The sequence below is a fragment of the Citrobacter sp. MGH103 genome, from assembly GCF_001034475.2.
GTDB lineage: Bacteria > Pseudomonadota > Gammaproteobacteria > Enterobacterales > Enterobacteriaceae > Citrobacter > Citrobacter freundii.
This window is the reverse complement of record NZ_CP073043.1, coordinates 955,242-974,053: the sequence shown is the minus strand read 5'-3', so window position 1 is coordinate 974,053 and position 18,812 is coordinate 955,242. Positions and strand designations below refer to the sequence as shown.

Annotated in this window: 13 protein-coding genes and 3 tRNA genes; 6 read left to right on the top strand and 10 right to left on the bottom strand. The window is 54.0% G+C overall.

Annotated features, from left to right (window positions below):
- Positions 1 to 21 precede the first annotated feature (21 nt).
- The 4 genes from rlmM to SK33_RS04685 form a co-directional block, all read right to left on the bottom strand.
- A complete protein-coding gene (gene rlmM, locus SK33_RS04700) occupies positions 22 to 1,122 on the bottom strand; it encodes a 23S rRNA (cytidine(2498)-2'-O)-methyltransferase RlmM (protein WP_003034040.1) in 1,101 nt (366 codons plus the stop codon).
- Entirely contained in the window at positions 1,115 to 1,510 is a 396-nt protein-coding gene (locus SK33_RS04695) for a DUF423 domain-containing protein (RefSeq protein WP_003034037.1), read from the bottom strand. Before SK33_RS04695 ends, rlmM begins: the two co-directional genes overlap by 8 nt.
- Positions 1,511 to 1,528: 18 nt before the next feature.
- Positions 1,529 to 2,446: a glycine cleavage system transcriptional regulator GcvA gene (gene gcvA / locus SK33_RS04690; RefSeq protein ID WP_003034035.1), complete on the bottom strand. Its 918-nt coding sequence runs from the start codon at positions 2,444 to 2,446 to the stop codon at positions 1,529 to 1,531.
- A 363-nt stretch (positions 2,447 to 2,809) separates the two neighbouring features.
- Positions 2,810 to 3,037: a YgdI/YgdR family lipoprotein gene (locus tag SK33_RS04685; protein WP_003034032.1), complete on the bottom strand. Its 228-nt coding sequence runs from the start codon at positions 3,035 to 3,037 to the stop codon at positions 2,810 to 2,812.
- A 192-nt stretch (positions 3,038 to 3,229) separates the two neighbouring features.
- On the opposite strand from SK33_RS04685, the gene csdA reads away from it, so the two are divergent.
- Positions 3,230 to 4,435 (top strand): cysteine desulfurase CsdA, encoded by a 1,206-nt coding sequence (gene csdA, locus SK33_RS04680; protein ID WP_048218526.1) that lies wholly within the window; start codon positions 3,230 to 3,232, stop codon positions 4,433 to 4,435.
- On the top strand, positions 4,435 to 4,881 hold the full coding sequence (gene csdE / locus SK33_RS04675) for a cysteine desulfurase sulfur acceptor subunit CsdE (RefSeq protein WP_048218527.1): 447 nt from the start codon (positions 4,435 to 4,437) through the stop codon (positions 4,879 to 4,881). Before csdA ends, csdE begins: the two co-directional genes overlap by 1 nt.
- Positions 4,882 to 4,958: 77 nt before the next feature.
- On the opposite strand, the gene tcdA is transcribed toward csdE, so the two are convergent.
- Both tcdA and mltA read right to left on the bottom strand, forming a co-directional pair.
- Positions 4,959 to 5,765: a tRNA cyclic N6-threonylcarbamoyladenosine(37) synthase TcdA gene (gene tcdA, locus SK33_RS04670; RefSeq protein WP_048218528.1), complete on the bottom strand. Its 807-nt coding sequence runs from the start codon at positions 5,763 to 5,765 to the stop codon at positions 4,959 to 4,961.
- Between the two features lie 134 nt (positions 5,766 to 5,899).
- On the bottom strand, positions 5,900 to 6,997 hold the full coding sequence (gene mltA, locus SK33_RS04665; protein WP_003034021.1) for a murein transglycosylase A: 1,098 nt from the start codon (positions 6,995 to 6,997) through the stop codon (positions 5,900 to 5,902).
- Between the two features lie 205 nt (positions 6,998 to 7,202).
- Between mltA and SK33_RS04660 the strand changes: the two genes are divergently transcribed.
- The 3 genes from SK33_RS04660 to SK33_RS04650 all read left to right on the top strand — a co-directional run bounded on the left by SK33_RS04660 (position 7,203) and on the right by SK33_RS04650 (position 7,524).
- Positions 7,203 to 7,279: transfer RNA gene (locus SK33_RS04660), tRNA-Met, on the top strand.
- A gap of 48 nt (positions 7,280 to 7,327) precedes the next feature.
- Positions 7,328 to 7,404 (top strand) — tRNA-Met (locus tag SK33_RS04655).
- A 43-nt stretch (positions 7,405 to 7,447) separates the two neighbouring features.
- Positions 7,448 to 7,524, top strand: a tRNA-Met gene (locus tag SK33_RS04650).
- A 74-nt stretch (positions 7,525 to 7,598) separates the two neighbouring features.
- On the opposite strand, the gene amiC is transcribed toward SK33_RS04650, so the two are convergent.
- Positions 7,599 to 8,852, bottom strand: a complete 1,254-nt coding sequence (gene amiC, locus SK33_RS04645; RefSeq protein WP_003034016.1) for an N-acetylmuramoyl-L-alanine amidase AmiC — start codon at positions 8,850 to 8,852, stop codon at positions 7,599 to 7,601.
- 234 nt (positions 8,853 to 9,086) lie between these two features.
- Here amiC and argA point away from each other — a divergent pair, with 234 nt between their 5' ends.
- Positions 9,087 to 10,418 carry an amino-acid N-acetyltransferase gene (gene argA / locus SK33_RS04640; RefSeq protein WP_003034012.1) on the top strand — a complete coding sequence of 444 codons (1,332 nt, stop codon included), beginning with the start codon at positions 9,087 to 9,089 and terminating at the stop codon, positions 10,416 to 10,418.
- A gap of 124 nt (positions 10,419 to 10,542) precedes the next feature.
- Here argA and recD read toward each other — a convergent pair whose 3' ends face one another.
- From recD to ptrA, 3 genes are read right to left on the bottom strand one after another with little or no spacing between them, the layout of a single operon-like run.
- Positions 10,543 to 12,372, bottom strand: coding sequence for an exodeoxyribonuclease V subunit alpha (gene recD / locus SK33_RS04635; RefSeq protein WP_003034009.1), 1,830 nt, complete (start codon positions 12,370 to 12,372; stop codon positions 10,543 to 10,545).
- Positions 12,369 to 15,914 (bottom strand): exodeoxyribonuclease V subunit beta, encoded by a 3,546-nt coding sequence (recB, locus tag SK33_RS04630; RefSeq protein ID WP_048218529.1) that lies wholly within the window; start codon positions 15,912 to 15,914, stop codon positions 12,369 to 12,371. Before recB ends, recD begins: the two co-directional genes overlap by 4 nt.
- Positions 15,907 to 18,795: a pitrilysin gene (gene ptrA / locus SK33_RS04625; protein WP_048218530.1), complete on the bottom strand. Its 2,889-nt coding sequence runs from the start codon at positions 18,793 to 18,795 to the stop codon at positions 15,907 to 15,909. Before ptrA ends, recB begins: the two co-directional genes overlap by 8 nt.
- Positions 18,796 to 18,812: the final 17 nt, after the last annotated feature.

The following is an 18,812-nucleotide window of genomic DNA, read 5'->3' as shown; positions in this document are numbered from 1 at the left end:
CATCCGACCTGGATTGTAGCCTTATCGCTCGTCGCGACGACCGCCGACGGCCGCCCACAGACGACGTACGTGAACGGTTACTTCTTCACGGTCATGATACAGCTGACGCGCCTGAATTTGGGCATTTACGCCATGTTCATCAAGCTGGGCCTGAATGTAAGCCAGGTTCTGTGATACCTCTTCGTAGCGTTTTTTCATCGGCAGCTTGAGGTTGAATATTGTCTCACGACACCAGCCGTTGACCAGCCATTGTGCCATCAGCGCGGCGACCTTCGCCGGCTTCTCCACCATATCGCAGACCATCCACGAAATATTGTTGCGATTCGGACGGTATTTAAATCCGTCTTCACGCAGCCAGGTGACCTGTCCGGTATCCATCAGGCTTTGTGCCATTGGACCGTTATCCACGGAGTAAACCCACATGTTGCGTTTAACCAGCTGATAGGTCCATCCGCCCGGGCAGGCCCCTAAATCCACCGCATACATTCCGTTCGCCAGACGCTCATCCCATTCATCGGCAGGGATAAACACGTGCAGCGCTTCTTCCAGTTTCAGCGTTGAGCGGCTCGGCGCATCGGCCGGGAATTTCAGTCGCGGAATACCCATGTAGAACGGTGAGTTATTGTCAGGCCAGGAATAACCGGTATAACAACAGCCAGGGGCGATAAAGAAAACATGAACCACCGGACGTTTCGGCGTTTCATATTTTGCCAGTACGCCCGCTTCACGCAGCGCCGCGCGCAGCGGTACGGTAAATTTACGGCAGAACTTAACCAGCTCTTTGCTTTCATTGGTGTCGGCGACTTCGACACGCAGATCTCCACCCTTTTCCACCACGCCCTGCAGCATGCCAACGATCGGCGTAATGCGGTCTTCCGGCGGTAAATATTGCAGCAGTTCGCCCACCACAAACATTTGACGGGCAAAAATCAGTGAGCTAAACGGCAGCTCTTTCACTAGCTTTTCGGCATCATCCTGCTGATAGCATTCGAAGATGACGTAACCCGCATTGTCTTTCACACGGGCAAAACCGAAGATTTCCCGGCGCCCTGCTTTATCCGTAATTTCTGCGGCGCACTCTTTTTCAAAACCCGGGCGACACAACAACACAACCTTATTCATGGCTAACGCCCTTACGTTTCAATCTAATAGCACCCACTAACATCAGCGCCCAGCCCACAAGGAAGCTGAAACCGCCGACGGGGGTAACAAACGCCCACAGGCGTAAATGAGAGAGTGCAAGGCAATACAGGCTGCCGCTAAACAGCACCGTTCCTAATGCCAGAAACACGCTACTCCAGTAAAACCAAATGCTAATGCGTCGCTGCATGGCGACGGCCAGGCCAAAGATAGCCAACGTATGGAACGCTTGATACTCAAGGCCAGTCTGGATCCACCCCATCTCAACGACACCGAGGGTTTTACTCAGAACATGTGCCCCAAAGGCACCCAACGCCACAAAGATAAAGCCACTTACGGCGGCAAAAATCAGCATAAAACGGCTGGTCATGTGAATACCCTACGTAAATTATTGTTCATAACGAAAGCGGAATTTTTCTTGTTCCGTGGCCGCTTTAGCCAAAATCCACTGACGGAAGGCGGCTATTTTACCCAGTTCTGCCTGACTGTCATGACAAACCAGATAAAATGCGTTTTTGCTGACCAGAACATCGTTAAACGGACAGACCAGACGTCCGGCTTCTATTTCGGACTGCGCCATGACGTTATTCGCCAGCGCAATCCCCTGTCCGTGGATAGCAGCCTGTAGCACCATGGCGCTATGGCTGAAGATAGGTCCCTGCTGTACGTTGATATGATTCAGGCCAAGCTGGCGCGTATAGGCTTGCCAGTCACGGCGCGACGCATCGTGCAATAATGTGTGTTTAGCCAGATCGTCGGGCGTCTTCAACGGTTTATCACCGGTGAGTAATAGCGGCGAGCAGACCGGCAATAAATATTCTGCGTACAATTTTTCAACGCGCAGACCCGGCCAGTTGCCGCGTCCGTAGAAAATCGCCACATCTACATCGTCCGCCAGTTTGTCTTCCTGACGGTCCACCGCCTGGATCCTGACATCGATTCCCGGATAAGCTGAGTTAAAGCTAGAGAGTCTGGGCACCAGCCATTGGATCGCAAAACTGGGCAATAAACTGACGGTAAGTGCACCTTTTGCACTACGTGCCTGAAGTTTACGCGTCGCGTCGGTTAATTGCGAAAAAATCTCTTTGATGTCGAGGAAGTAGCTTTGACCTTCTTCCGTTAACAGCAAAGATCGATTGCGTCGACGAAACAGCTTCAGCCCCAGGAAATCCTCAAGAGACTTGATTTGATGACTTACTGCGGCCTGCGTCACAAAAAGCTCTTCTGCTGCGCGAGTAAAGCTCAAATGACGCGCTGCAGCATCAAAAACACGCAACGCATTTAAGGGTGGTAATCGTTTTGACATGACTTTTAGGCTTTGATGTTAAATGAATTTAACAATTGACTAACAGGCTGTAACCTATTAGTTTTTTTTATCTGAGCCATTATAAATTGTCCGTTGAGGTTCTACCAGCAAATACCTATAGTGGCGGCACTTCCTGAAGCCGGAACGAAAAGTTTTATCGGAATGCGTGTTCTGGTGGGCTTTTGGCTTACGGTTGTGATGTTGTGTTGTTGTGTTTGCAATTGGTCTGCGATTCAGACCATGGTAGCAAAGCTACCCTTTTTCACTTCCTGTACATTTACCCTGTCTGTCCATAGTGATTAATGTAGCACCGCCAAATTGCGGTGCTTTTTTTTGTCCGACTCTTTGTCGATGGATGACCGGTTAGTTATCCAGTTCTACCATCTCTTTCACGTCAGTGCGGTTAATCTGCTGTTTGTTGCCGTTAGCGTCTTTATACGAAATCATCCCCGTTTCACTATCGGTCTGTGGCTTACCGTCAGCTACGATTGATCGACCATCGTTGGTGTGCATCACGTAATTCGAACCGGAACAAGCGCTCAGGGCAAAAGTCAGCATACAGGCAGAAATTATGGCGGCAGTCTTTTTCATCTTCTTCTCCTTAAAGCGATTTATGCTATTAAAAACATACTCCGTAACAGGCAAAATTGTTCGCCTAACGCTATTTAGCATAAGACACTGAGCGGGCTTTGCCAGGATATCCAGAGTATTCCGATGATTAGCGCAACCCTTGTATCAATGCCCTTTTTGCGCCACGATCGGTTTACTGAACTGAGGAATACCATGAACGCTTTTAACCCCGCGCAGTTTCGCGCACAATTTCCCGCACTCAACGATGCTGGCGTCTATCTCGACAGCGCTGCTACGGCGCTGAAGCCACAGGCGGTGATTGAGGCTACCCACCAGTTTTATAGCCTGAGCGCCGGAAACGTCCATCGCAGCCAGTTTGCTGAAGCCCAGCGCCTGACCGCACGCTATGAAGCCGCGCGGGAAAAAGTCGCAAGCCTGATTAATGCGCCGGATGACAAAACCATCGTCTGGACCCGCGGCACAACGGAAGCGATCAACATGGTTGCTCAAAGCTATGCGCGTCCACGCCTTCAGCCGGGTGATGAGATTATCGTTAGCGCAGCGGAACATCACGCCAACCTCGTGCCCTGGCTGATGGTCGCGGAGCAAACGGGGGCTAAGGTCGTCAAACTCCCACTCACCCCCGATTTATTGCCAGACGTTGAGCGCCTTACGCAACTCATTACCCCGCGCAGCCGCATTCTGGCACTCGGGCAAATGTCGAACGTCACCGGTGGCTGCCCGGATCTGGCCCGCGCCATCACGCTCGCCCATGCGGCTGGCATGGTGGTGATGGTTGATGGTGCCCAGGGGATTGTCCATTTTCCTGCCGACGTACAACAGTTAGATATTGATTTCTATGCGTTCTCGGGCCACAAGCTGTATGGCCCAACCGGTATTGGCGTGCTGTACGGTAAGCCTGAATTACTGGAAGCTATGTCACCGTGGCTCGGCGGCGGAAAGATGATTAGCGAAGTCAGCTTCGACGGTTTCACCACCCAGGCAGCCCCATGGAAGCTGGAGGCCGGTACGCCTAACGTTGCTGGCGTTATCGGGCTAAGCGCAGCGCTCGAATGGCTGGCGGACGTCGACGTTGCACAGGCCGAAAACTGGAGCCGGGGTCTGGCGACGCTGGCAGAAGATGCGCTGGCGAAACGCCCCGGCTTTCGGTCCTTCCGCAGCCAGGATTCCAGTCTGTTAGCCTTTGATTTCTCGGGTGTTCATCACAGCGATATGGTTACGCTATTGGCCGAATATGGCATTGCGCTGCGCGCGGGGCAACACTGCGCGCAACCGCTACTGGCAGAACTGGGCGTATCCGGGACACTACGCGCCTCATTTGCCCCTTATAATACACAAAGCGATGTGGATGCGTTGGTCGCAGCCGTCGACCGCGCGCTGGAAATATTGGTGGATTAATGACAAGCCCTTTGTTCGCCGGACACCCGTTTGGCACAACCGTAACCGAAGAGACGTTACGCAATACCTTTATCCCGCTCACTCAGTGGGAAGATAAATATCGTCAGCTGATACTGCTGGGTAAGCAGTTGCCGGCGCTTCCGGATGCGCTAAAAGCACGGGCCAAAGAAATCGCGGGCTGTGAAAACCGCGTCTGGCTGGGGCATACTCTTCATGAGAATGGCACTCTGCATTTCTTTGGTGACAGCGAAGGTCGAATAGTACGCGGGCTGTTGGCGGTATTACTCACCGCGGTCGAAGGTAAAACGGCCGCCGAGTTACTGGCGCATTCACCAATGGAATTATTTGACGAGCTGGGTTTACGCGCGCAGCTCAGCGCCTCGCGTAGCCAGGGGCTACATGCTCTTAACGAGGCGATTCTTGAGGTTGCTCAGAAAGCCGGATGACGGCGCTGATACGTCTTATCCGGCTTACAACACCGCACAAACCGTAGGTCGGATAAGCATAGCGCCATCCGACACAATCAGAGCTGGCGCGCCGCTTTGGCCATCATCTTCTTCAGCGCATGGGAGACGGCAACAAAACCAAAGGTGGCGGTCACCATCGTGGCCGCGCCAAACCCGGATGCGCAATCCATACGTTTCGGCCCTTCCGCCGTCGCTTTCATCGCACATACCGAGCCATCTGCCTGCGGGTACACCAGCGCTTCGGTCGAGAACACACAGTCCACGCCCAGCTTGCCTTTGCTGTTTTTCACCACGCCAAAATCGCTTTTCAGCCGCTCACGTAGCTTGGCCGCCAACGGATCCTGGATGGTTTTTGCCAAATCAACGACCTGAATCTGCGTAGGATCGATCTGTCCGCCCGCACCACCGGTGGTCACCAGCGGAATTTTGTTACGCCGACAGTACGCGATCAGTGCCGCTTTTGGGCGCACGCTATCAATCGCATCAATGACATACGAAAATCCCGCACTCATATATTCAGCAACGTTATCCGGCGTGACAAAATCATCGACCACGTTCACCCGGCACTCCGGGTTAATCTGGCGGATACGTTCAGCCATCACTTCAGCTTTTGCCAGGCCGACGTTATCGCGTAAAGCATGGATCTGGCGGTTAGTATTGGTGACACACACATCATCCATATCGATGAGCGTGATGGCGCCAATGCCGGTTCGCGCCAGCGCTTCCGCCGCCCATGACCCCACTCCGCCAATCCCAACCACGCAAACGTGCGATTGAGCAAACAGTTGCAGCGCATTTTCGCCATACAGACGCGCCGTACCGCCAAAACGCTGACGCCAGGCATCACTTATAACCACAGACATAGAACCTCAGATATAGAAAACAAAAAGGGCGGACAAATACCGCCCTTGATGACTGCATCACTGCCTGATGGTGGCTACGCCTTATCAGGCCTACTCAATAATTCAGGCTTGATAAGCGAAGCGCCATCCGGCAATTAACCGCTGAACACGTTACCCGCACCCGGCGCTGTTTTTAGTACCCATACGCGACCGTAATGATTATACCACCCGGCACGGTGTCCGGCGTCTGCGCCAATACCCTGATAGATGTCGAAGTGCTGTCCTTTTATCGCCCCGCCCACATCCAACGCCACCATCAGACGCAGTTCGTACTGGCCGGTAAACTTGCCGTTATTGTCCAGTAACGGGACTTCCGCCAGTAACGTTGTGCCCGCAGGAATGATACTGCGGTCAGAAGCCACGGATGCGCGGCCAATCAACGGTACCGCGCTGGCCCCTTTCACCGGAGCAAAAGATTGTGGTTTAAAGAAGACAAACGATGGGTTCTGCTCCAGCAGCTCACGCACTTCGGCTTCGCTGTGTGTTTCACCCCAATGACGAATAGCCTGCATCGACATATCTTCTTTTTTCACTTCGCCACGGTCGATAAGCACTTTACCGATACTGCGATAGGCGTGGCCGTTTTTCCCGGAATAGCTAAAGAAGTTGAGCGGGCTGCCATCGCCAAAATCGATGTAACCACTGCCCTGAACATCCATAATGAAGTTATCCATCAGGGAGTTACTGTATGCCAGAATATAATTGTCGCTTAGCGCGCCCGCGTAGATCTCGGCACGGGATGGTAAGCGCCCACGTTTTGGCGGCATACGATAGATAGGATACTGAAACTCGCCCTGGCGCGTATGCCGCGCCTGGATAACCGGCGTGTAGTAACCGGTAAACTGGACGTTACCGTAGTTATCAGCCCCTTCCATTTGCCATGCATCAATACCAAACTGACGCATACTGCGCGTATCACCGCCCGCGCGTAACCATTGCTGGATAGCGTTGTAGACGTTGCTCTGGTTACCGTACAAACGTGGCGAAGCGCTACGAATTTGATTAACCTGCTCGGCGAAATCACCGGCATTGATTGGTGCGCCAACCGCATCAGGCTGGTTCACCAGTGAGAAAGGCTGGGTAAATTTCCCGTCTTTATACTGCTGCCCACGATCGGTGGGTTTTGAGGAACACGCGGCGAGCATCGCAACTACTGCTCCCGCCAGAAGATATTTTGCCCAACGTCCTTTCATTGTTCTCGTCTTATGTTGCCTGAATGCGAGACGAAGATAACAAACCCCCGAACCTAATGAAATGCGTATACATACCCGAACGCAAATTTTGAGCAAAAAATAATCCAGAATGCGTTGTTTTTGTTCATTTTCACCCTAAAAACGTGATCAAGGTGAAAAAAGGGTTGCATGAAAATGCGAGCAGAGTATAGTGCGCATCCACGGACGCGGGGTGGAGCAGCCTGGTAGCTCGTCGGGCTCATAACCCGAAGGTCGTCAGTTCAAATCTGGCCCCCGCAACCAATTAAAATCAGAAGCAGTAACGTTACTCGATGGAAGAGTAATGACGGACGCGGGGTGGAGCAGCCTGGTAGCTCGTCGGGCTCATAACCCGAAGGTCGTCGGTTCAAATCCGGCCCCCGCAACCAATATAATCTGATACAAGTTTACTCGATGAAGAGTAAAGACGGACGCGGGGTGGAGCAGCCTGGTAGCTCGTCGGGCTCATAACCCGAAGGTCGTCGGTTCAAATCCGGCCCCCGCAACCAACATTATGAACACCCTGACGGGTGTTTTTTTGTATCTGCGGTCCGTAAAAAAAGCGCTTTTCAGCGCTTTTTTGTTATCCCCTTCTCGCCAGTGTCGCCCCATCGGCAAAATAGGCTTTAATCCCTGCCAGAATCGACTCTGCAACTTCCTGCTGGAAGGTCGCCGTTTTGAGTTTGCGCTCTTCCTCAACGTTACTGATAAATGCCGTTTCGACCAGAATGGACGGGATATCCGGCGCTTTTAGTACCGCAAACCCGGCCTGTTCAACCTGATTCTTATGCAGGTTGTTGATTTTACCAAGCTTATTCAATACCGCTTTACCAAACTTCAGGCTGTCGGCGATGGTCAGCGACTGCACCATGTCAAACATGGTGTGGTCGACGTAACGGTCACCGCTCTTACTGACGCCACCGATGAGATCCGAGGCGTTCTGGGTCTGCGCCAGATATTTCGCTGCGGTACTGGTCGCACCTTTGGTCGAGAGCGCAAACACCGAAGAACCGCTGGGTTGTCGACTGGTAAAGGCATCAGCGTGAATAGAAACAAACAGGTCTGCACGCTGCTTCTGCGCTTTCGCCACGCGGACTTTAAGCGGAATGAAGATATCTTCATTTCGTGTCATAAAGACCTTCATGTTGCCCTCTTTCTCTATGAGGGCTCGCAGGCGGCGGGCAATCTGCAGCACCACATCCTTTTCACGCGTCTTGTATTTCCCCACCGCACCGGAGTCTTCTCCGCCGTGGCCCGGATCCAACATAATGACAATGGGACGATCGCGCCCCGCTTTACCCGGCTGCGGGCCACTTTGTGCAGGTGGCACCTGTTTATCCAGATCGCCCTTGTTGTAATCTTCCAGCAATGCCAGCAGCGGGTCCTGAACGTCCTGGGCATTCGCGGGATAGAGATCCATCACCAGACGTTCTTTAAAGCCTGCCACCGGAGCCAGCGCAAAAAGTTGCGGCTTCACATTCTGTTTCAGCTCGAACACCATCCGCACGGTCTTTGGATCAAACTGGCCAACGCGCGCCGACTTAATATACGGATCGTCAGGACGAATCTGCGTCCCAATGCCCTTGAGCACCGAGTTCAAATTAACGTCTTCAATATCCACAACCACACGCTCAGGATTACTCAGGGCAAACTGTTTGTATTTCAGCAGACGGTTAGATTCTACCGTGACGCGAGTGTAGCTGGACGCAGGCCAGATACGTACGGCAACGACCTGACTCACGGCCGCCAGACCCACCTGGCTGACGCTCAAAAGCCACATAGCACCCGCACCTTTCAATAAACGGCGGCGACTGATTGCTGAATTGGATCCCGACATGCTTCTCCCGAGCAAAAGAAATCTTTTTAGAGGTAATACGTAAAACGTCCGAATTGACCGGAAACTTTAGCGAATGACGCATAATCTGTCATCTATAAAAGGGTAAACATTCTTTTTATATTCACGGTATTACTGATAAAAATCTTCAGCATGGGTAAAAATTACGCTTGCGCACAGAACCAAAACAGAATAAAAATACACAAATTACGAATAATCATGCAATGAGGGTGTGCCGTGGTGAAGGAGCGTAGAACCGAACTGGTACAGGGATTCCGCCATTCTGTTCCCTATATTAATACCCATCGGGGAAAAACGTTTGTCATTATGCTGGGCGGCGAAGCCATAGAGCATGAAAACTTTTCCAGTATCGTCAATGACATTGGTCTTCTTCATAGCCTCGGCATCCGCCTGGTCGTAGTCTATGGCGCACGACCGCAGATTGATGCCAATCTTGCGGCGCATCATCATGAGCCGGTGTACCACAAAAATACGCGCGTCACCGATGCGAAAACTCTGGAGCTGGTCAAACAGGCTGCGGGGCTACTTCAGCTTGATATTACCGCCCGCCTGTCGATGAGCCTGAATAATACGCCATTGCAGGGTGCACACATCAATGTGGTCAGCGGTAATTTTATTATCTCCCAGCCGCTGGGCGTTGATGACGGCGTAGATTACTGCCATAGCGGGCGTATTCGTCGCATCGATGAAGATGCCATTCACCGCCAGTTAGATAGCGGCGCGATTGTGCTGATGGGCCCAGTCGCCGTTTCCGTCACTGGTGAGAGCTTTAATCTGACGTCAGAAGAGGTCGCCACGCAGCTGGCTATCAAACTGAAGGCAGAGAAAATGATCGGTTTTTGCTCGTCTCAGGGTGTCACCAACGATGATGGCGATATTATTTCCGAGTTGTTTCCTAACGAAGCTCAGGCTCGCGTTGAGTTGCAGGAAGAGAAAGGCGATTACAGCTCCGGTACGGTGCGCTTCCTGCGCGGAGCAGTGAAAGCCTGTCGCAGTGGTGTACGCCGCTGCCATCTGATCAGCTATCAGGAAGATGGTGCATTGCTGCAAGAACTGTTCTCCCGTGACGGCATCGGTACGCAGATCGTGATGGAAAGCGCCGAGCAGATCCGTCGCGCTACCATTAACGATATCGGCGGGATTCTGGAGCTTATCCGCCCGCTGGAACAGCAAGGTATTCTGGTCCGCCGCTCGCGCGAGCAGTTGGAAATGGAGATCGACAAATTCACGATTATTCAGCGTGATAACCTGACTATCGCCTGTGCCGCTCTGTACCCTTTCCCGGAAGAGAGAATTGGCGAAATGGCATGCGTAGCGGTACATCCGGACTACCGTAGCTCGTCGCGCGGGGAAGTGTTGCTGGAACGGATCGCCGCGCAGGCCCGGCAAATGGGGCTGAGCAAGCTGTTCGTGCTGACCACGCGCAGCATTCACTGGTTTCAGGAGCGAGGCTTCACGCCGGTAGATATCGACCTGCTGCCGGAAAGCAAAAAAGAGATGTACAACTATCAGCGGCGGTCAAAAGTGCTGATGGCGGATTTGGCATAGGCGTGGTTGCCGGATGCGGCATAAAGTTCGCTGGCACATCTTTGGTATGCAGATCGTAGGCCTGATCAGACGCGATAGCGTCGCCATCAGGCACACAGCCGGATGGCGCTGACGCTTATCCGGCCTACATCATGCCATCATTAAACAACGCCGACAATCCGCTGCGGCGTTCGGTTCGGGTGGCAATGGCGCCACTCAATATCCGCTCATCGGCATACAGCGACAAACGACGGCGCGCGCGGGTAACGGCGGTATAGACCAGCTCGCGAGTCACCACAGGTGAATGCTGGTTGGGTAAAATCAACGCCGCGTGGTCAAACTCAGATCCCTGCGATTTGTGCACCGTCATTGCCCAGGTGGTTTCATGTTCAGGCAAGCGGCTGGGCTGGACCGATTTGATAGAACCGCCCGGCAGCGCAAACCACACCCTCAGACCCTGCCCACGATCCAGGGCAATGCCAATATCACCGTTAAATAATCCCAGCGAACTGTCATTGCGCGCGATCATCACTGGCCTTCCCTCATACCAGCGGCTATGCGTCGAACGGTGAATTTTGCGTTTTTGCGCCATCACCTGCTCAATGCGTTCATTCAAACCACCCACGCCAAACGGACCTTCCCGCAGGGCACACAATAGCTGATACTCATTGAAGGCCTGAATGACAGCATCCGGCTCGGCGCGCTCGCGCAGTAAATCCAGATAGTGACCATAACCCGCCAGCGCTTCCTCCAGCATCGCAGCGTAATCTTCGCTGCTGTGCAGAGCGCGTTTTTCGATGTCGCCAAATCCCTGCTGGAAGACCGTTTTTATCGCGGCTTTGTCACCACGATTAATCGCCGCAGCCAACTGACCGATTCCGGAATCGCTACCGAAACGGTAGCTCTTTTGCAGCAGGCACAAACTGTCGCGCAGAGCAGCCGCCTGAGTTCCCGAACCAGCCGGAATAGTGGTTTCAGTCAGGCGACTAAGCTGGCGGGCACGCTCCGGGGTAAAACCATCACCGACGAAAGCACAGATATCCCCCAGTACCGCCCCCGCTTCAACAGAAGCGAGCTGGTCGCGATCGCCCAGAAAAATCACCCGCCCGTGTGGCGGTAGCGCATCGATAAGGCGCGACATCATCGGCAAATCGATCATCGAGGCTTCATCCACTACCAGCACGTCAAGATGCAGCGGGTTTCCTGCATGATGCCGCAAGCGTTGGCTACCAGGCTGAGCGCCTAATAATCGATGCAGCGTACTGGCATCATCGGGAATGCGCTTCTTTTGCTCATCGGTCAGCGGCAGTTCACGCAACGCCGCGCCCAGCGAGGCGGTCAGACGTGCTGCTGCTTTTCCCGTGGGCGCCGCCAGGCGAATACGACAGCGTTCACCGTCCGCCATCTGAATCAACGCCGCCAGAAGCCTCGCCACCGTTGTTGTTTTTCCGGTCCCCGGTCCGCCGGAGATCACCGATATACGACGGGTCAGCGCGACAGCAGCGGCCACTTTTTGCCAGTTAACGCCTTCAACGGGCGGAAACAGCGCTGCCAGCGTGTGGGTCAGCCGTTGTTCATCCACCTCAATGGCGTAGTTAACTTCACCGAAAAAGCGCGCCACCGCGCGTTCGTTATGCCACATCCGGTTCAGATACAAACGATCGCCGTACAGCACCAGCGGTGTGGGCTGCTCGCCACGGCTTACCGCCCCGGAGGCCAGCAGGCATTCCGCCCAGTCTTCGGGCTCTCCCGCTTCAGCGAGCCAGGCGCTTAACAGAGGATGGGCGTCCTCACTTCGGGATAGACGCGAAAGCGGTAAGCAGACGTGCCCTTCTCCTGCTTCACGGCTGAGCAACGCCGCTGCCAGCGCAACGGCAGGGTTATCATTTCCGGCAACCGCCAGCGCGAACTGGGCATCCAGAGGGCGGAGCTGCTTTTGCTCAACGGCTTCCAGTAATCGTTTCTGGATTGTCATGACATCTCCTCCAGCGGCACACCGGCAAACAACTCGTCCATCAAAGCGATCAACTCTCCGTCAGGTCGGGTCGCATAAATTCCCTGCTGCGGATTTTCACGGTCAACGCCACGCAGGAAGAGATAGATAACGCCGCCAAAATGGCGTTCATAATCGTAATCAGCAATGCGATGGCGCAAGTAGCGATGCAGCGCCAGGGTATAAAGTTGATATTGCAGGTCGTAGCGATGCGCCTGCATGGCAGAGGCCATCGCCTGCTGCGTATAGGCGGAGCTGTCTTCACCCAGCCAGTTCGATTTGTAATCGAGCAGGTAATAGCGCCCCTGGTGGCGGAATACCAGGTCAATAAAGCCTTTTAGCATGCCGCGCACCTGCATAAAGTCCAACGCAGGGCACCCCGCCGAGAGCGGATCGTACTGACGAATCAACGCATCAAGTTGACTGGCCATCAGCGGCTGCGAAATCGGCAGATAAAACTCCATCTCCACCTGTTTTTCTCGCGCGGAAAGCTGACTCAAACTCACGCCCGTCTCGTTGAGAGGTGCCTGCAAAATGGCGTCCAGCCATTCGGTCAAAACCGGCGTCCAGTGCGCGTCATAACCGCCCAACGCCAGTTGCTCCTCGACCCAATGCGGATCCACCGGTTGCGTAAAATCGAGATTTTCAAACAGGCTATGCAAGAACGTACCCGGCGAAGCACCGCGCGGGAACTGATGCGGTGTGAGTCCTGATTCTTCAATAACCTCACCGACGCCTGCGGCATCGATATCCAGTCGTGGGATCAGATCCTGCGCAATACCATGTCCACGCTGTTGCAGACCGGAATAACTGGTCACGCGCCAGCTATCGCCGGGCGTACGCTGCAGTATTTTTGCACTCAGTTCACTGCTAACAGACTGCGCAACCTGCCAGGGTTCGCCGTCAGGCTGCCCGGGAGTCTGGCAGGCAATATCGTTGCTGCAAAGCGCTTCAATCGCGCCACGCAGACCCGCGGCATCCATCGGCTCACCTTTTTGTAACAGGCGACCAAGGGCGCTCTGATGCACATCGGTATCCCCTTTTTTATCGCCCCGACGTCGTACCAACGGCGCAACGCCAAGGCTGCAGTGCCATACCGAACGGGTTAGCGCGACATACAGCAAACGCAGGTCTTCCGCCAGACGTTCCGCTTCTGCCAGCTCAACGCTCTCCTCGGCATCGCTGAGATCCAGCACCGCTTCAAAGGAGCTGCGATCGTGGTAGAAAGCCTGATCCTGGACGCGGAAATTGGTGATAAATGGCAGCCAGACCAGCGGATATTCCAGCCCTTTCGATTTATGGATGGTGACGATTTTAACCAAATGCTTGTCGCTTTCGAGCCTGAGCTGCTGACTGGACGCATTGCTGTCGGGTTCAAGAATATGCTGGGACAACCAGCGCACCAGCGCATGCTCGCTTTCCAGCTGCGAGCCCGCTTCCTGCAACAGTTCGCTGATATGTAAAATGTCGGTCAGTCGACGTTCGCCCCCCGCCGTCGCCAGCAGGTTCTCCGCAATCTGGCGGGCAGCCATCAGCGCGCGCAGCATCGGCATCACGCCGCGTTTATGCCAGATCTGACGATAACCATCGAACTCCTCGACCACCGCATCCCAGGCATTTTCGTCGTTATTTAACGCTTCAAGATCCTGCGCATTCAGCCCCATCATTGAGGTCGCCAGCGCGCTACGCAGCGTGTTCTCACGCTCCGGCGTCATCACCGCCTGCAGCACCCACAGCAACTCCTGCGCTTCCAGCGTTTCAAATACGCTGTCACGGTTAGAGAGGTAGACGGAGGGAATGGCCAGTTGCGTCAGCGCATCGCGGACCAGCGCCGCTTCCTGGCGGCTACGTACCAGTACGCTGATGTCCGACGCGCGTACCGGGCTGGATGCTTTGCCACTGACCAGTTGCGCAGCGCCAGAATGTCCGGCCTTAAGCCAGTCGCGAATTTGCGTGGCGCACACCTGCGCCATGTAGTTCTGATAGTCGCCTACGCCACAGCTTTCCCCTTCCATCAGCCACATACTCATGGCTGGCTGCGTTTCACCGTGTAAAACAAACTGAAGCGACTGGTTTTTTTCTGCGAATTTTACCGGGCTGAAGGGGATTTCGCGGAACATAAAGGCGTCGTCCATCTGGCTGAAAAGCGTATTCACGCTATTGACCATGCCAGGGGCCGAACGCCAGTTGGTATCAAGCGTATAGTGTGCGCTGACTTCGCTGCGCGCCTTCATATAGGTGAAGATATCCGCACCGCGAAACGCGTAAATCGCCTGTTTTGGATCGCCAATCAGCAGAAGTGCGGTATCCGGCTGATGCTGCCAGATCCGACGAAAAATACGGTACTGCTGCGGATCGGTATCCTGGAATTCATCGATCATGGCAACCGGAAAACGGGTGCGAATAGCCGTCGCCAGCGCATCGCCGCTTTCACTGCGCAACGCTGCATCCAGACGGCTGAGCATATCGTCAAAACCCAGCTCGCCGCGGCGGCGTTTCTCCTCGGCAACCGCCGCGCGGATCTCCGCCAGCGCCCGGGTGATCACCAGATCGCGCAGGGTTAACGGTTCGCTAAGCAGTTCATCAATAGCGACGAAAAGCGGGTGCTGAGGAGTTATCCCGCCCGCTTTGGTTCGCTCTTCTAAAAAGCGCTGGGAGAATTTCTCCAACGCATCAGGCAACTGATAGCTTTGGGTTTCTTCCTGCGCCCATGCGCTGATCTTTTCGATCCACTTACCCTGGTTAGCGCGATTAAATTTACGCCGATCGATCCCGGAGGCTTCCAGCAGACCATCCAGCTCATCAACAGAATCACGCCATTGCTGCTTGATCTGGTTAATGCGTGCAAGAATTTGTTCATGCCGGGAGGCCAGCGTTTCGTCATCGGGCGGAGGAGCCTTGATAACCGGTGCTTCCCCTTGCAGATAGCGATCGATATCTCTCAGCAGCGCCTGCGGCCCTTTCCACGTTTCAAAAACCACCTGCGCAATGTCGCGGGGCAACGGGTAGCAGTGCCGACGCCAGAAGTCCGCGCAGGCCTGATAGCGCAGCAGCGATTCATCCTCTATCAGCTGCTGTTCGAACAACATGCCAGACTCAAAGGCGTTAAGGCTGAGCATACGCTGACAAAAACCGTGGATGGTAAACACCGCCGCTTCATCCATCTGTCTTTCAGCCAATAACAGCCACTGAGCAGCCTGTTTTTTATCGGCAATTTCATCTAACAAACGGGCATATAGCGGGTTGTCGGTGGTTTCACGCAGGCAGGCAATTCGCAGTTCATGAATGTTGCTACGAATTCGACCGCGCAACTCTTCGGTAGCCGCCTCAGTGAAGGTGACTACCAGCAGTTCTTCGACGGTCAGAGGACGAGGAAAGGCGGCAGAGCCGCCCAGTCCAAGCAGTAAACGTAAATACAGGGCGGCGATGGTAAAGGTTTTACCGGTGCCCGCAGAGGCTTCAATCAGACGCTCGCCCGTCAGGGGCAAACGCAGTGGATCAAGGGACTCAGCGGCATCATTCATTCTTATCACTCATCAGGGGTAAGGTTTGCTGCAACGCGCTGACGGTCTGCCACACTTTCCAGCCTTCCGGGTGCACATATTCTGCTTGCCCGTTCTGACTGCCGGAAACCTGTGACAATATCGCCATGCCTTGCGGCTCAACCACCGCCTGATGGAAGAAGTCGGCAAGTTTTTGCGGCGTCAGCAGTTTAATCTGAGCCACTATTTTATCACGTGAATCGAAGCGCATATTGCCGCGATCAAAATCTTTGCTTAACTGTGAGGCTTCTGCCCCCAGCGTTTGCGGCGCCTGCAGCATTTGCGCAATAATCGCCTGCTGAATTTGCGCGAACTCTTCAGGTTTCATCGCCCGCAGCTTCGCTTCCGCCGTCGGGAAGAACGCTTTATAACGCTCCCAGAGGTAAGACGGCTGCTTATCACTGCTTTGCAGCAAGAACCCCATTCCCCACTGACGGCCAACGCTCATCGGGAAAGCAAATACGGCGTAACCTAACTGTTCTTCAGTACGCAGCTGATTGTAGAACCACGGCTGAACAATCTGCCCCAACATGGCGCTGTAGGCTGAACTGGTGTATTCATCGTATCCGGTTGGCACAAATACCGCCGCCAGTGCTGAATCCGTGCTGCTGCCTGCTTTTTCAAAGATGACGGACTGCTTCTTGTCCACCACCACATCTTTGTTACGACACCACTGTGACCCGTTCGCACCAAGCTGTTTTTGGATATCCCGCGCCATGCTCGTTGTCTGAGCTTCGCTCATATTTCCAATGACCAGGAATTCAGGTCGCGCACCGGTTTTTAAGGCGTCGCGGTAGGTCATCACCTCTTTCAGGGTGATGGAAGGCAGCAACTGACGGCGCTCATCACGTGAAAAATAAGGCACCTGAGAAAGCATCTGCACCGGCATAATAGCCTGATCGTAGGCTTTACCCTTTTCTGCGGAATCCATCATCTGGGCATACCAGGATTTCGCCTGTTCCAGTTGTTCATCCGTTGAGGTATAGCTGAAATAGCCGCTCAGCAGCGCCTGAAAAAGCTGCGGCAAACGTTGGGTGTAGCCGTTGGCGTTAAGCATCAACCCATTGTTAGCGTTGGTAGAGAAACCAATTCCACCTACCGATGCCTGGTTACTTAACTGATCGAGCGCAATCCCCGCCAGGTAATCGTTAAGTGCGAATAAGACCTGGTTGCGGGCGCTGTCCATGGCTTTCGGGTTACGCAGGATCACGCTGACGTCAGCCTTCGGCTCGCTGGCAAAATACTGGCTCGGGGCATACACCACGCGTAAATCCGGCTCATCAACAATCAGCTCCGGATGAGCGTATTTTTTATCCGTCTTAATCAGCGTGAAATCATCCGGAATGTAGGGGTTCACCTCCGGTAACGACAGCGCAATGCCCTGTGCTTTTTGCTGCCAGTCGGCAAAGGTTTTGTCACTGATTTTATCCACCTGGTAAGGCGCATCGACAAAATAAGCGGTTTTATTATGCGGCTCTTTCGCGCTGATATACCAGATACGCGCATTCTGCGGCGTCATCATTGCCAGACGTTGCTCAACAGCTTTCGCATCGTACTGGTCAGCAATATTCACCGCATCCAGCGTATGCTCGACGGGAACGCGGATCATGGTATCAGCCAGCCATTCCACGTAGTCCATATCACGGGTGATGGAGGGATAACGGAAATCGAGATCCAGCACATGCGCCAGCTCGTCAAAATAGCGTTTATCGACGCCTTTCTCGCGTAACAAATTGAGGTAGCTAAAGATTGCCGCGACAACTTCATTGCGATTCGCCAGCCCCTTGTCGGTTAACGTCGCGGAAATGGCTAACACGCCGCTGTTCCCGTTGACCACCGGATCGGAGTCTGCGCGAATACCTTCAACCAGGCCCTGCTTTTGCAGCCAGTCAGACAATGTGCCCGGACTACGATTGCCAATCAGGTAGGTCACCAGCTCATCGGTTTTACTGCGGAACTGCGCGCTGTTGTTATCGATACGAAACTCGACGCGCAATACTTTACGCGGCATTGCCGGAACATAGTGGATGATGATGCCCTTTTGCGCATCAGTGACGACCGGTACGGTAATTTCAGGCTTTTCGATATTTCTGTTCGGCACGCGCCCAAAGGTGTCAGCCGCTATACGCGCCAGCTCTGGCAGCGGTTTATTGCTATAAATCACCGCCTTCATCAGGTTCGCGGAGTAGTACTTTTCATGAAATTTTTGTAACGCCTGTACCACCGGGTTGCCCGGTTTGTCGCTTAATGTCTCTAGATTCCCGCCAGAGAAACGAGAGCCAGGGTGCGCCGGGTTGATAGTCTCAGCGCTCACCTGCGCCATACGCATCCCGTCTCGGGTACGCGCCAGCGTCAGCTCGGAGTTAACCGCGTTACGCTCACGGTCGGCATATTTTTTATCCAACAATGGATCGGCAATAGCATCCGCCAGGCGATCCACCGCCCCCACCAACGCGTCGTTTTCGACTTCAAGATAGAAGGCCGTACGATAAGGCGCAGTGCTGGCATTGTGGCTACCGCCGTGCATTTTCAGAAATTCAGCCAGGCTGTCCGGCTGCGGGTATTTTTTCGAGCCCATCAGGCACATGTGTTCGAGATAGTGTGCCAGCCCCTGATGATCGTCCGGATCTTCCAGCGAGCCCACGGGGACTACCAGTGCAGAAAGGGATTTCACGGCCTGAGGATCGGATACCAGCAGCACAACCATGCCGTTATCAAGGCGCACGGCCTGATACTGACGGGTATCTTTATCGCTTTTACGGATGGTTTCAGCTAAAGGCTGCCAACCGGTATCTGCCTGACTTACGGGAACCCAAAGGGCGACGAACAACAGTAATGCGCTGAACCAGGTGCTGCGGGGCATTCACAAACCTCATCATT

Coding starts and splice junctions, on each gene's coding strand:
- rlmM (WP_003034040.1), bottom strand. CDS start 1,122: ATGAATAAGGTTGTGTTGTTGTGTCGCCCGGGTTTTGAAAAAGAGTGC.
- SK33_RS04695 (WP_003034037.1), bottom strand. CDS start 1,510: ATGACCAGCCGTTTTATGCTGATTTTTGCCGCCGTAAGTGGCTTTATC.
- gcvA (WP_003034035.1), bottom strand. CDS start 2,446: ATGTCAAAACGATTACCACCCTTAAATGCGTTGCGTGTTTTTGATGCT.
- SK33_RS04685 (WP_003034032.1), bottom strand. CDS start 3,037: ATGAAAAAGACTGCCGCCATAATTTCTGCCTGTATGCTGACTTTTGCC.
- csdA (WP_048218526.1), top strand. CDS start 3,230: ATGAACGCTTTTAACCCCGCGCAGTTTCGCGCACAATTTCCCGCACTC.
- csdE (WP_048218527.1), top strand. CDS start 4,435: ATGACAAGCCCTTTGTTCGCCGGACACCCGTTTGGCACAACCGTAACC.
- tcdA (WP_048218528.1), bottom strand. CDS start 5,765: ATGTCTGTGGTTATAAGTGATGCCTGGCGTCAGCGTTTTGGCGGTACG.
- mltA (WP_003034021.1), bottom strand. CDS start 6,997: ATGAAAGGACGTTGGGCAAAATATCTTCTGGCGGGAGCAGTAGTTGCG.
- amiC (WP_003034016.1), bottom strand. CDS start 8,852: ATGTCGGGATCCAATTCAGCAATCAGTCGCCGCCGTTTATTGAAAGGT.
- recD (WP_003034009.1), bottom strand. CDS start 12,372: ATGACAATCCAGAAACGATTACTGGAAGCCGTTGAGCAAAAGCAGCTC.
- recB (WP_048218529.1), bottom strand. CDS start 15,914: ATGAATGATGCCGCTGAGTCCCTTGATCCACTGCGTTTGCCCCTGACG.
- ptrA (WP_048218530.1), bottom strand. CDS start 18,795: ATGCCCCGCAGCACCTGGTTCAGCGCATTACTGTTGTTCGTCGCCCTT.